Genomic DNA, 12,664 nt, shown 5'->3' on the forward strand with positions numbered 1-12,664 from the left:
TGCCTGAGCAGCGCCGAGCCCCATCAAGCTCTATCTTACAAAAGCATGGAGCCTGGAGAGAACACTCCTTTCGGGAGGGTTATCAGCCCGCAGTCCGGAGGATCGCCAATCGGCGCGCAAGCAAGCTTGCCATTGCGGGGTGTGGCGAACATCGGCGCTCGGATGAGAATGTAGGCCGCTGAGTGTTGCAAGACGGAAAACTTTGTAAAAGAAGGGACTTGAGCTGACAGCGAGTGCTTTGTCGCGGCAGGTGTCCGACAAAGGTTTCATGTGCGACCCCACGCAGCCGGCAACAATTTTTCTCTCGACAGAGCACTTGCGTCACGCAAAGTTTGCATCGGCGTCTTGCCGTAGCACCAGCGCCCCTGATGTGGGCGCACCTCATTGTAGGCAGCGATCCACTCATCGAGATCGCTCTGCAAGGCAGTGATGCTCGGATAGATCTTCTTGCGGAACACGACGCGATAGAACTCCTCGAGCACGGTGCGGTGGAAGCGCTCGACAATGCCGTTGGTCTGTGGGCTCCTCGTCTTGGTGCGGGTGTGATCGATGTCTTCGACGGCGAGGTAGAGCTCATATTCGTGATGCTCCGGATTGCCGCAATACTCGGTGCCGCGGTCGGTCAGGATCCGGTTTAGCGGGATGCCCCGCGCATCGAAAAACGGCACCACGCGATCATTCAACAGTTCGGCCGCCGTGATCGGCGTCTTGCGATCATACAGCTTGGCGAACGCCACCTTACTGTAGGTGTCAATGAAGGTCTGCTGATAGATCCGCCCGACCCCCTTCATGTTGCCGACATAGAAGGTGTCCTGCGCACCGCAATAGCCGGGGCACTCGCTCTCGAACTCGCCGTGCGCCTCCTTCTCGGACTTGGCCCTTTCCAACGCAACGAGCTGGGCCTCGGTCAGCACCAGGCCGTCCTGGGCCATCTTGGCCTCCAGCGCCGTCAGCCGCTTCTTGACGTTGGCGAGGTCGTGACGCAGCCACACCGCCCGCACGCCGAACGGGGAGATCGACAGGCCGCGGCTCCTGAGCTCATTGCTGACCCGCACCTGACCCCAGGCCGGCTGGTCGATCCCCAGCTCAACGACGGCTGCCTCGACCTCCGGCGCGACACGGTTCTTCAGGACCGGTTTCTTGCGGCTGATCTCAATCAGCGCCAGCTCGCCGCCCTTGTCGTACAGTTCCTTGAACCGGTAGAAGCTGTCGCGGCTATAGCCCATCATCCGGCAAGCCTGGCTGACGTTGCCGAGCTGCTTGGCCAATTCCAGCATGCCGACTTTCGCGCGAATGACTTCTGTTCCTGGGTCATGGTAACGTCTCCCTGTGAGACGCCGCGGGCTGCGCGGGAGCGCCCTTTGGGTGAGCGCTCCTGCTCGCCCGCAGCTCCATTCCCTGCCAGTTCAAACCTTGCCGTCAGATTAAGTCGAAACTTCTACAGACCATGACATATTCCATGTCCGGCTCGTCTGAGACCGCATCAAACATGCGCTTCCAGACGCCCGCCTTCGCCCAGTCGCGAAAGCGCGTGTACGCAGTTATCCAGTTGCCGAAGGCGCGCGGAAGATCGCGCCACGGACTGCCCGTGCGGGCAATCCACAGCGCGGCTTCGACAAACAGCTTGCCGCTCCGGCCGGGATCGCCCGGCTTGCCAAGACACAGCGGCTCCATCTTCGCCCATTGGGCGTCAGTCAAAACGAATCGGTCCATCCCAAGCTTGAATCACAACCAAGCCAGGATGAGAATCCTAATAAAAAGCCCAATTCTAACAATCTGCCAAAGTAGTGTTAGGGCGCGGATTCATTAAGGCGCAGCCATAGCCTGACTGACGCGAGTTGAACGAAGGCAAGGTAGTTGTCCTGACATCTGCTCCATTTTTTGATCTTCGCATCCAATGCCGGCGAGCCCGGGTGGATGGTCTCGTTGCTCGATGAGTTGGCCCGACACTTCTCGAGACGCCTACGAAGAAAACGGCCAACGAAACCCTCCTCACCCAGGCAACCCGGAAAGATCCCGAGCCATTCTGATGGCGAGGACACAATGACGCTGGCGCCTGCCATAGGCAATCCGCTCCTCCCGCCCGGGCGGGAGTCGAAAACTCCGGCTGGAAGCCGGGGTTTTCTTTTGTGCTATTATAGGCACCAGCTCTCGTAAACCGCCGCCAGTACAGTGCACCTCACGGCTTGAGCCGAATTGGCTTGGGCTTCGCTCCGTCCAAGGCTCGATCGTAAGCCGCAGGTGTCGGTTGGTCTGCGCTCTGCTCCACCTCAAATGGATTGGTAGAGATCTCACGTCACATGAAGTCTCCATCCGAGTCGGGCTCTGATGAAGGTTCATCATCGCTCGACGCTTTGGAGAGATACATCGAAGAATTGGTTGCGCGCTGCCATTCACCATCCCTATATCTCCACTGTTTGGACTGGGTGGGATCAAGTACCATATCATCGGGATCCACATGAACGAAGCCCAGTTGTTCTGCACGGGCTCTCGCTTCGTCATTGGCAGGACGCCAGTTCACTAGCGGCCGTTCGCCGTCTCGCCCTAGTTGGTGCTCGAGCAGAATATCGCCGGCGTTACCGACGAGCGGATGTGCAACCTGAAAATCCACGATTGATGTGACATCAGTCCGTCCGGGAAACAGTTCTCGCCACCGCTGGCTGGTGAAACCAGTCGCCATAGGAAATCCGGCTTCCGTTCTTTGGAGGCCGACGCTCGTATTTCCTAGTTGATAGCTGTAGCCGTTGTTGCACCTTTACTCGCGTCGGATCATCCCCGAAACGACCCGTGATCGCACCTACCAGGCTTGGTGGGACGGCAAGGGTAATGGGCTGCTGCGGGCAGAACTGCTTGTGGTTGTCGCGTCTGCAATTGCCTGAGAAGAGCTTGGAGCCTGACGAGCTTGCAATGCGTTATGCCGAGAAGACCCCGTCCAATGCCAGGAAATGCCTGACGCACGTGCGAGGAAGAAGCAGCAGCACCGGGCGCGCCGAGGAAACCATGCACGAACTTCAGCCGCAGCTAAGAAAAGCGATTGGGCATGGCGGGCGACACCAAATCGGAACGGTGGGCGAGATCGAGCGGAAACCAGCACACCCATGGCATTCCCCATCCTTCATTCAAAGCTCCTGCATTCTTGAAGAAGCCAGCAATCCTGAGAGTGCGACGAATCTGTACGATATCGATCAATCGGAGAGCCTGCAGCGAAGTCCGTCCAAGATTTCACGGACGTCTCCTATGGTCACGTCTCCGCGCCTGGCCGTCGTTCGAGTCGGCGCGCATCATGTGCACATGCACAAACCTCCTAACAATGCTAGCCCGTCCTATTCGTGAGAGTGCGGCTTTGGGGCCCGATTGATGCGGCCGAACATCTTGTCTGACGAGGCGCACAGGATTGCCTTCGGCTTTTCACCGCCTGACGACCCGTACTTTGCAACGCGCTTGAGGTATAGGTTGGGCGAACGGGGGGCGGACGCCCCGCCGGTCAAGGACCGAGCGGCAGCAGCGCACCTGGCAAGCAGCGGATCAGGTCGGCTTCCGGACAGGCCGCGGCGAACGCAAGGCGAATGCGGCTCGTGGTCTCGACCACACGGGCAGCGATTTTCAAGAGCCGAAGACGCAGCGTCGCGAACTCGGCAGCGGCCAATTCCCGGACTTTGGGAATGGCCTCGCGCACGGTCAGCATCAGCCAATAAGCGGCCGTATGGAGCACGAGACGGACCTGGTTGGCGAGCGCCGAACGGCAGCTGGTGCGGTCGGAGGCGAGCTGTGACTTATGCAGCTTGTCAGATTCTCGGCTTGGCCGCGCGCGCAATACAGGCTGTCGTAGATCCACTCGGCCGAGCCGACATCGAGGCTGGTGACGACGAAACGGATGTCGAGGCCGAGCATCGCCGCCTCAATACGGGCGACAGTGCGCCGTTCGCGATCCCAGGACTTTGCCTTGTGGCGGGTCTCGGTATAGCCACGCAGAACCGGCAGGTTCTCGATGGCGCGTCGGGTGCGGATGTCGTCGGCGACCTCGTCGACTTTTCTGGCGAGAGGCTTGGTGCCGGACAGACCGAAGATGTAGTCGATGCCGTTGGTCTCGCACCACGCCATTGCCTCCGGCCGGGCATAGTGCCCGTCGCCACGGAACGTAATTTGCGTGTTGTGCCATCGCGTGCGGATATGCCGTACCAGGCGGCGCAGATGGGCACGCACCTCGACGCCGCCCGGCGTCTTGCCGGGCCGCAGCACGACGGCCACGGGCCGGCTCTTATCCGTGTCGTAGACGTGGATCGACCGCCATCGAAGGCAGCTGTGACTTTCTTGGCGTGAACGGCTGGAAACGAGGATGGCAGAATCGTATCATCGGTCATGGCGGGCGTGGTTTAAGGTGATGGGGTGGCTTCGCAACCGAATCCTACGCCGCATCAGCGCTTTACACCACGCTCGCCAGCCCTCAGGCGCACTCTTACGAATAAGACGGGCTAGCGCTCCATCTCGCCCATAAGAATTTCATCTGAGACGTATCGTGGATTGGAAATGACAGTCCGCATTTCCGCATTCTTGCCCTCGTCCGCAAACCGGAATCCCTTCTTGTAGAAAAATGCTGAAGCTCCTTCATCTTGAGAGAGAAGGGATAGCTTGGAAAGGCCCGCGGACTGCCTAGTATGATCGGCGACTTCAATCATAGCCGTCCCGACCCCTTTGTACCTCGACCGGCCGAGATTTTCTATGCTGAGAATTCGCAAACTGTTGCGCCCCGGCGCCACGGTCATCGCTCCCACCTTATTGCGTTCATTGGCATCAGTAAACAAAGAAACACTTTGGGCGTTGCCAATATTGCTACTTACTCTGTGTAGGCGGACTGACACACCTGTCCTCTTGTCAAAAGCGGAAGACGCTGGTCCAGCAGCTAAAGCGGCCGTAAAAGCAGCACCATCTGCGCCAGAAGTGCCGGCCAGCGCATCGCGCTGCTGGTCCACACTTTGCCCGTCGGAGGGCCAGTTGTTGTAATTGGTTCTCATCACAACGAGCTACTATTTGGACGAGCTGACAGAAAGCTGACAAAGCCGACGCATGAGCCGGTCCTTTACGAATAAGACGGGCTAGCGTAATGATACTCATCGTAGGATGGAACATGCGACATATTGTTAACTCGATCGTCCATGACGACCACACTCCTATGCCGGTTGCATTGTGTTTCAGGTCGTTAGACCTGACTCCGCAGATAAGCAGCTTAGCTGTCCGTAAGCTGACGCCGAGAAATTAACGGAAAACTAGGTGTTTGGCCCCGGCATTTCTGCAGCGGATTGAGTTTGAATCGTTCCGGCTGGGAAGTTCAATCCTGAATCCAAACAGACCCTAGTCGGGTGCTCCGAGAAATGCATCGACGGAGGTGCGACGAGCATCCGATCATAAGTAGGTCTACAGGTTCCGAGCGGGTAGACGGAGCGATGCGGTGATGGCCGAACTTATCCATTCGGTCGATAGATCTGATCAAGAAAATCAATTTTACCGATTGTAGCGTCGTCATATAGACCGTCACCACGGCTGGGGCTAACCTAGGGAAGCGATCTCCCAATGAAGAAGTCAGTTTTGGTGACGGCGAGCGCCCTCGCACTTGCGACCGCGGCGGTACCTCCATTTGCTGCAGAAGTTGCCGCGCAACCGCTCACCTCCAGCGTGCAGGTAGCCGATACATCGTATCCTCAGTGCGCCGATGACCCATTGAATGGTATCTGCGATCTGTTTTTTTGCTTGACCGATCCCGCGTGCGTGCTGCACTGACGACGGAAAACAATCAAGCAGAGAATGAGGATCGAGCCTCGTGCGGCCGCTGCTCCGTCAGCGGCCGCATCCTTATGCCGTTCGTTTACGCTGGCGGATGGTGCGAGCCGCGCCTTCTTGTTCTCTAAAGATGATCAGAGTCATTGCTCACTCCAGCCGGCGGGTGACGGCAGCCCGATCGCTCAACTGCAGCATCGGCGAACGTTGGGTAAACGGAGAAAGCCGTTTCAGACCGCGACGCTGCCGTTACGGCCGGAACTCCTTCACGATGTCAAGCTGCGCCAGTTTTCAGGATAGATTGCTGTTCGGGCTAGCCCCATACCGTGCTCCTGCTCGATGTTCGCATTTCGGACGTCACAGATGTCATCCTTACCTGTTCGGCTAAGCTACTAGGGCGGCGATCGTGCCGTTACAGATGTTCGTCTATGGTTTCGCTCGAAATTGAGTGGCGCCGTCTCCGGCATCATCACCATGGCAAAGAGCCCGGCCGCGCTCGCGAAAAGCATGTACCAGGCGGGCGCGAGTGCGCTCCCGGTCAAGTAGATCAGCCATGTGACGACCAGTTGAGCTGTGCCTCCGAAAATGCCTATGGCAAAAGCGTAAGTCGTCCCGAAGGCGCCACCACGAATGTTCCTGGGCAAACTCTCGGCCATGCTTACGTAGAAGGCGCTATACGGAACCGTTCCGATAAGGGTGAGCGTGCCGAGGCCTCCTAAAAGTGCGAAGGCGCTGCGGCTCTCTGCAATCCACAAGAATACCGGATAGATCATCAGCAACGCAGCTGCCTGCGGCCATATCATGATGCGCCGGCGGCCTGCGCGGTCGGCGAGCAGGCCGCCCAACAGCGCCGCAGCAATGCCTGCCATATTGCTGATGAGCGTGGCGCCGAAGGCGAGAGGCGCGGATACGTGGAGGGTGTTCAAGGCGTAGGTGGTCATATATCCCGTAACGTAAGTAGTGATCGTGCAGCTGGCCAAGATGACGAATCCCAAGCTCATGATGCGGCGAGCGGCGGGCGATCGCCTTACAGGCCGGGTGACCAGAACCGGCGCCTCCGGGCGGAGAAACGTTTCGGGTAGGACGCTCCGCAGCCAAAGTCCGAACGGCAAAGTAACGGCGCCGAGCAACAGCGCGATCCGCCATCCGTATGCATTGAGCGCCTCACTTGTCATGGTGAGCGAGAGTATTTCTCCAACCAACGCTCCAGCCGTCGCAGCGACCTGTTGGCTCGCGGGCTGAAAGGAGACAGCAAGACCGCGGGCTTTGGCTGGTGCCGCTTCCATCAAGTAGGCTGTCGTTGGACCGACTTCGCCTCCGAGAGCAAAGCCCTGCAGCAAGCGTGCGAAGATGGCTAGCAACGGAGCGGAAAATCCTATTGTCTCGTACGATGGCGTAATGGCCAATAATAGGACCGCGACGCTCATCATAGCAAAGCTGGCGGTCATGGCAGGCCGGCGGCCAACCCGATCCGAATAGGAGCCGAGCACGATGGACCCGATTGGCCTGGTCACAAAACCCGCGCCGAAGGTTCCGAGTGACAGCATGAGGCTGGCGAACTGGTCGGTTGCCGGGAAGAACGCCTGACCGATCTGTATTGCGAAAAAGCTATAGGTGCCGAAGTCGTAGAATTCGAGCATATTGCCGATGGTGGCGCCCAACACCGCCCGGCGCGTTAAGCCTTCGTCTGCCGGACTGGGGACCGGCTCCAGCCTCTCTCGAGTTAATTGCCTCGCCATCCTCAACCTGATCTGGAGCGCGAACCCTGGCCCGAACATTTCCACCAGACACCGGTCGCGCAAAGTTGCAGTCCGCTTGCCCGAACTCGTCCTTCACGGCCATTGCGCCTGTCCACATGTAGCCTGAAGCGCGTCGCTACAAACCTCACGGTAACGTCTGCAATAAGAATGCCTGCCTTTCTGGGCCGATTTGACTTCTGGTCTGATCCCAGGCCTGGCCGGTAAGAGGTAAGCGGAGCTTTTCTCCCATTTGATTGACTGGTTTCGCTTCGGCTTTCGCTCTGCGATCCTTGGCTTGTCAGAGAGCCGAGAGGAGACTGAAGGCGATGGAACAATCGGGGGAGGAAGCCGAAGCTGATGGCTTTGTGGGGAAGCTTACGCGCCGGACGCGTTCTGGATGCCGGTTATGGTCTGCGGAGATCAAGGGGCGCGCTGTTTTCGAGAGCATGAAGCCCGACGCCCGGGTATGTGATGTCGCACGGCGTTATGGTGTGAAGGCCCAGCAGTTGACGACGTGGCGCAGATTGGCGCGTGCTGGCCGGCTCGCATTGGTCACGGACGACGCGGCGGATTTCGTGTCGCTCGAGCTGAGCGATCCAGTGGCGTCAGGCAAGAGCGAGGGCCCGTCGAGATTACGATTGGCAAGGTTTCGGTCCGCCTGGATGCGGACGTGTCGGCGGTGCGGATCGCGGAGATCGTGACTGCGATCGAGCGCGGCGCATGATCATTCCGGCGCAGGGACTGCGGATTGTGCTTGCTGTGCGTCCTGTTGACTTCCGGTGCGGGCACGACGCGCTGGCCGGTCTTGTGCAAAACACGCTTGGGCTCGATCCGCATTCGGGCCTGATCGTGGTTTTTCGTTCGAAGCGCGCCGACCGGCTGAAGATTTTGCTATGGGACGGCACGGGCCTCGTTTTGGTCTACAAGCGCCTTGGCCGCGATGGTCGTTTCGAGTGGCCGCAGATCAGCGACGGCGTCATGCATCTGACGCGCGTGCAGTTCGAAGCGCTGTTTGAAGGGCTGAACTGGAAGCTGCTGAGCGCATCCTCGAGGGCTTCGACGGCATCCTTCAGGTCGACGGATACCAGGGCTATCATCGGCTCGCACGGCCCAAGCGCAAAGGCGGCGTGCCGCTGCGGCTGGCCGCATGTTGGTCCCACTCAAGGCGCAAGATCATCGCAGCGACTCCGAAAGCCGGCTCACCCATCGCCGAAGCCGTTCTCGCGCGCATCGCCGCACTCTATGCGATCGAGAAGGAGATCCGTGGCGCCGACGCCCCGGCTCGGCAAACGACCCGTAACGAGCGATCACGGCCGCTCGTCGCTGAACTCGAGAGGTTTCTGCGCGAGCAAGCCGCTCGCCTGTCGCCGGGCAGCGAGATGGGCAAGGCGATCGCCTATCTCCTGAACCATTGGGATGGCCTCACCTTGTTTCTCGACGATGGTTGCGTTGAGATGGACACCAATCCCGTCGAAAATCAAATCAGGCCGCTGACTCTGACGCGTAAAAATAGTTTATTTGCTGGTCACGACGAAGGTGGTCGTTCATGGGCGCGCATAGCTTCGCTCATCGCCACCTGCAAAATCAACAGCGTGGAGCCCTACGTCTGGATGAAAGCGACGCTCAAAGCGATCGCAACCGGTCACCCGCAGTCCCGGATCGACGAGCTCCTGCCCTGGTCGTTCGGCCGCACCTCGTAATTCTCCGTCGTTGTCGCCTCCATACCCCCCGCCAGCGATTTGCAAACACGTTGATCAACAGACTGCAATCCCCACGCCAAACCTTTGCGAGTGGGACGCGAACGTCGCTTACGGTAAGAGAAATATGAGAACCTGGTGCAGTTGTCGGGCGCCGCAGACATTACGTTGCTGTGGCGGGTTTGCGACAAGACTGGCTGGCGCCGAACATGATCGACGAGGACGCGAGCCACCTCAGCGTCACGCGTTGCGTCCGCTCCTTAAACAGCCAGTCGGGGCTGCGTCATCGCCTAGACGATGCTGCCAATCAACGCGCCCGAGGCGGTCTCTTGCGCGCGAGCAAGATCACCATTCACCAGTGCTCCACTTTCCGTCGCGGCCGGATCGCCAGCGGACGGGCAAACCGCTTTCCCCCGAGCCGCTTGGGTCTGGCGACCATCAGGACCGAGGCCGTCATGCGTTCCGCGCCGCTCGCTTGCATCTTGGCTATCGCCCGAGCGAGCGCGTCGTCCAGGACGTGAGAAGGCCCAGCTGTTCGGCCGCAACACCGACGAATGCCGATCTCAAGTCGTTAGGTGAGCGCGAGCTTCAGAGTCGCCCATCTTGGTCAACCATGTGGAGAGCTGCTAAGGCTAATCGATAGCGCCACACGCAGAAGCTAGCGTTTGTGTGCCCGGGCGGGCAAGCAAGAAACGGCTACGCTTCTTCGCCAGCGGACGCTTAGAGGAAGACGGCCATTTCAGCGGCGGCTTCGCCAACAATTACAACGATTTGTCTTAATCAGGACACGAGTGAATCCTCTTTTCCAACAACAAGGCGCGAGCGCCATCTGCATGACGCGTAGCATCAATAGCAGCCGGATAAAGTTGGCGGATCGTATTGCCTCATCTGACGATGAAAATCTCAGCTTGGCCGATGTAGCTCCGGCTGACGGCCTGTCCGACGTTGCATCATGGCGCGCAGGATCGGACGCACTGGGGACATCGCGGAGTGCGCATTAAACGCAGCGGCAGCCGCAGTCCCGAGATCATCGGCCAGCGCCGCACCTTTAGCCGTGCGCGGGATGATCGTCTGGGCTGCTTTGCGTCTGAGCGATTTCTTTCTTCATTTAATCAGGTGAACAGATCGCTCCGCTCTTGCCGGACTCTCAGATCGCGCTCTCGTCTGTTCTCGCGTTGGCCCGGCTATCGCGGTCATTCTGCTTATCGGACCAAGCATAGGCTCAAGTGCAGGCCAGAACAACTGGTCGCGGACAGAGATCGAAATGCACATGTTCGGTATGGGACTGGGGCTGGCTGCGGTCAGCGTCGCCTGACCTCCTAACGAGCTTTCCGTCAGATGAAACGATGCAGGACGCAGAGCTGCGCGCCGACCGCGAGTTGAGGTGGAATGAGTTCAGGATCGGAGATGATCGCATCAGACGTGGTAGATGCAGCCGCGAGTTTGTCTTTCTTCTTCGACCTTTGTCAGCTTCTCGAAAGCCAGCCTCTCTAACACTCGAACTTGGCCTCTTGATGACGAAGCTGCCCATGCCGGAATTCGTGACGAACTTCAGCTCATTCCCTCTGGGAGATATTCTAGAGGCCTTTGGTCTCTTAACAAAAAGGAGGGCTTTATGGCTCCAAGCCCGATCGATAATGCCCGTTCACCAGAATCACCGACAGCGCACGTCTGGACACAGGAAGATCATGATTTGTTCAGCGAGATCATGAATGAAGCTGGACCATCATCGTCTGCCGCACCTGAGGAAGCGGTAGATGTCTCCTTCGCCGCTCCCCAGAGATTTTCACACGGTTCGCAAATCGCCCCTGACTCGATGGTCGATAGGCTGTTCCACCGGGGTCTCTTGCCGGACTCGGACCAGCCGACAATGACCTATGAAATCCGGGGTCACCGCTACACGGCCGGTTTGGATGAGTGTAATCGCGTTCTTCTTGTTCATAACCCTGCGGAAGACCAAGTGCTTGGGGCCGGCCGGGCGGGGGTACCGGACTTCGGAGCCTTCTTCGCGGAGAACCGACGCTATGGAAGGCCGCTACCACAGCAATGGGCCACACCTGCCCTCATAGACAAGCTGCGCGAAGAAGGTTTCATGCCGACCGCCAATAGCCCCACGACCATCCATCTTAACGGACGGGCCTACAAAGCCGAACTAGCCGAAGGAGGATTCGTTAAGCTTACGCGGGTATGAGACCAACTTGACGGTGAGCCGATCGCGCTGGGTCTGAGTCGTGCGGTCACTTTGGTTGTCCTTACCTGGATAGACGGTTCATCGCTTAGCAGTGGATTGTTCGAGCCGCCAGCGGGTACGCATCATCGGGCCCGCTGGCAGCGCTCGAGATGCACGGTCATCCTGGCCATTCGTCTGCGTGGTGCCGACCTGTCATCCGGCCGGCAATATTGTCGCCGTGTTGCTTCACTCGAGGATGTTGCTGGCGCTTGACCGATACAGCTCCGGCTGTGGGCCAGTCCGAGGTTGCACCATTGCGCGCGGGATCGGAAGAACCGGGGTGCGTCGCGGAGTGCCCAAGGCACGCCGCCGCGCCCCGGTCCCGGGATCACCGGCCAGCGCCGCACTGTTAGCCGTGCGCGGGATGATCGTCTTCTCGGCTGCTTTGCGTCTGAGGGATCCCCGTGAGCGCTGCACGACGGTGTGCCGCGGCCGAACTGCTCGGGGCGGTGCTTCGCGAGGTGACCGAGAATTACCAGGGCAAACGGGGCTCGGCCGCAAGCCAGCGCTCGATGTCGGCTGGGTTCGGCAAATTGGGCAGAAACCGGTGCCCGTTGAGCACTTGCTTGGAAACGGCGGAGGCCCTGCAAGTGCGAGGCTGGATTGTCTTGGCGGACGCGAAGGTATTCTCAAGGAGGTGGCAGCAAAGATCGCCTAGCCGCAAGGACCGTCGCAAGTGGCGCAGTCGCTTTGCGTAGCAGTGGGATTGCGTGAGCGTATTTGTCGAGGAAATCGTGTCAATTTAACACTACCAAATCTGGGCGTTCTGCAAGCAGTAGCTCCACCGTAGAGTCACGCAAGATCGCATGCACATAGGCGTGTGCAACCAGCCTCAAAAACCGGAAAAGAACGTCATGGCGAACATCAATCTCAGCTCCCAATCTATTGCAGGTGCACGCGCCGGACAGCGAGCCGCCACCGCCCGGAAAGTCATTGAATGGCGAGCGCCGGCCCCGAGACGCCGAGGCTTCCACATGATCCACGGAATGAAGCCCATGGCGCGGATGCTCGCAGCAATTAGGCGCGGGCTAGCCTTGTCCGATCTTGACCGGTGCTGCGCAATCTGGTGGCTCTATCGTCTCCATTTCGGGTTCACCGGCGACGTGATGTTGGGGCTCGCCGCGGTCAGGATTGCCCAGGAGAGATCCCGCTGCGGAATTTAGGAATCGTGGGGGCGCGCCTTCCATACGGGCTCGGCGCCCTGCCGCCGGTTACGTGTTTGGCTG

General features: G+C 59.2%; 10 protein-coding genes and 2 pseudogenes. 6 read left to right on the top strand and 6 right to left on the bottom strand.

Annotated features, from left to right (window positions below):
* Positions 1–266: 266 nt before the first annotated feature.
* The 3 genes from AB7008_RS07815 to AB7008_RS07825 form a co-directional block, all read right to left on the bottom strand.
* The gene (locus AB7008_RS07815; RefSeq protein ID WP_011084661.1) at positions 267–1,277 is read right to left on the bottom strand and encodes an IS481 family transposase; all 1,011 of its coding nucleotides are present in this window, start codon (positions 1,275–1,277) and stop codon (positions 267–269) included.
* A gap of 142 nt (positions 1,278–1,419) precedes the next feature.
* Positions 1,420–1,713, bottom strand: a complete 294-nt coding sequence (locus tag AB7008_RS07820) for an IS5 family transposase (RefSeq protein WP_011084662.1) — start codon at positions 1,711–1,713, stop codon at positions 1,420–1,422.
* A 583-nt stretch (positions 1,714–2,296) separates the two neighbouring features.
* Complete coding sequence (locus AB7008_RS07825; protein WP_011084664.1) at positions 2,297–2,680, bottom strand: hypothetical protein; 384 nt, start codon at positions 2,678–2,680, stop codon at positions 2,297–2,299.
* A 227-nt stretch (positions 2,681–2,907) separates the two neighbouring features.
* Here AB7008_RS07825 and AB7008_RS07830 point away from each other — a divergent pair, with 227 nt between their 5' ends.
* On the top strand, positions 2,908–3,333 hold the full coding sequence (locus tag AB7008_RS07830; protein ID WP_223153745.1) for a hypothetical protein: 426 nt from the start codon (positions 2,908–2,910) through the stop codon (positions 3,331–3,333).
* A gap of 151 nt (positions 3,334–3,484) precedes the next feature.
* Here AB7008_RS07830 and AB7008_RS07835 read toward each other — a convergent pair.
* Positions 3,485–4,281 (bottom strand): annotated as a pseudogene (locus AB7008_RS07835) (IS1380 family transposase); the annotation flags it as partial.
* 191 nt (positions 4,282–4,472) lie between these two features.
* Complete coding sequence (locus tag AB7008_RS07840; protein ID WP_014498653.1) at positions 4,473–5,012, bottom strand: GNAT family N-acetyltransferase; 540 nt, start codon at positions 5,010–5,012, stop codon at positions 4,473–4,475.
* Positions 5,013–5,568: 556 nt separating this feature from the next.
* On the opposite strand from AB7008_RS07840, the gene AB7008_RS07845 reads away from it, so the two are divergent.
* Positions 5,569–5,775, top strand: coding sequence for a hypothetical protein (locus AB7008_RS07845; protein ID WP_011084669.1), 207 nt, complete (start codon positions 5,569–5,571; stop codon positions 5,773–5,775).
* A gap of 389 nt (positions 5,776–6,164) precedes the next feature.
* Here AB7008_RS07845 and AB7008_RS07850 read toward each other — a convergent pair whose 3' ends face one another.
* A complete protein-coding gene (locus AB7008_RS07850) occupies positions 6,165–7,511 on the bottom strand; it encodes a citrate-proton symporter (protein WP_014497917.1) in 1,347 nt (448 codons plus the stop codon).
* Between the two features lie 446 nt (positions 7,512–7,957).
* Between AB7008_RS07850 and AB7008_RS07855 the strand changes: the two genes are divergently transcribed.
* From AB7008_RS07855 to AB7008_RS07870, 4 genes and pseudogenes are all read left to right on the top strand, one after another.
* Positions 7,958–8,212 (top strand): transposase, encoded by a 255-nt coding sequence (locus AB7008_RS07855; RefSeq protein WP_240537932.1) that lies wholly within the window; start codon positions 7,958–7,960, stop codon positions 8,210–8,212.
* A gap of 19 nt (positions 8,213–8,231) precedes the next feature.
* Positions 8,232–8,519, top strand: a pseudogene (gene tnpB, locus AB7008_RS07860) (IS66 family insertion sequence element accessory protein TnpB); the annotation flags it as partial.
* Between the two features lie 17 nt (positions 8,520–8,536).
* Positions 8,537–9,211: an IS66 family transposase gene (tnpC, locus tag AB7008_RS07865; protein ID WP_223154101.1), complete on the top strand. Its 675-nt coding sequence runs from the start codon at positions 8,537–8,539 to the stop codon at positions 9,209–9,211.
* A gap of 1,612 nt (positions 9,212–10,823) precedes the next feature.
* Positions 10,824–11,399, top strand: coding sequence for a hypothetical protein (locus AB7008_RS07870; RefSeq protein ID WP_014497914.1), 576 nt, complete (start codon positions 10,824–10,826; stop codon positions 11,397–11,399).
* Positions 11,400–12,664: the final 1,265 nt, after the last annotated feature.

The organism is Bradyrhizobium sp. 521_C7_N1_3 (genome assembly GCF_052075975.1).
In the GTDB taxonomy this organism is placed as follows: Bacteria; Pseudomonadota; Alphaproteobacteria; order Rhizobiales; family Xanthobacteraceae; genus Bradyrhizobium; species Bradyrhizobium japonicum.

Bases quoted from the DNA above. Each gene is read 5' to 3' on its own strand.
- AB7008_RS07815 (WP_011084661.1), bottom strand. From the start codon at position 1,277: ATGCTGGAATTGGCCAAGCAGCTCGGCAACGTCAGCCAGGCTTGCCGG.
- AB7008_RS07820 (WP_011084662.1), bottom strand. From the start codon at position 1,713: ATGGACCGATTCGTTTTGACTGACGCCCAATGGGCGAAGATGGAGCCG.
- AB7008_RS07825 (WP_011084664.1), bottom strand. From the start codon at position 2,680: ATGGCGACTGGTTTCACCAGCCAGCGGTGGCGAGAACTGTTTCCCGGA.
- AB7008_RS07830 (WP_223153745.1), top strand. From the start codon at position 2,908: ATGCGTTATGCCGAGAAGACCCCGTCCAATGCCAGGAAATGCCTGACG.
- AB7008_RS07840 (WP_014498653.1), bottom strand. From the start codon at position 5,012: ATGAGAACCAATTACAACAACTGGCCCTCCGACGGGCAAAGTGTGGAC.
- AB7008_RS07845 (WP_011084669.1), top strand. From the start codon at position 5,569: ATGAAGAAGTCAGTTTTGGTGACGGCGAGCGCCCTCGCACTTGCGACC.
- AB7008_RS07850 (WP_014497917.1), bottom strand. From the start codon at position 7,511: ATGGCGAGGCAATTAACTCGAGAGAGGCTGGAGCCGGTCCCCAGTCCG.
- AB7008_RS07855 (WP_240537932.1), top strand. From the start codon at position 7,958: ATGAAGCCCGACGCCCGGGTATGTGATGTCGCACGGCGTTATGGTGTG.
- AB7008_RS07870 (WP_014497914.1), top strand. From the start codon at position 10,824: ATGGCTCCAAGCCCGATCGATAATGCCCGTTCACCAGAATCACCGACA.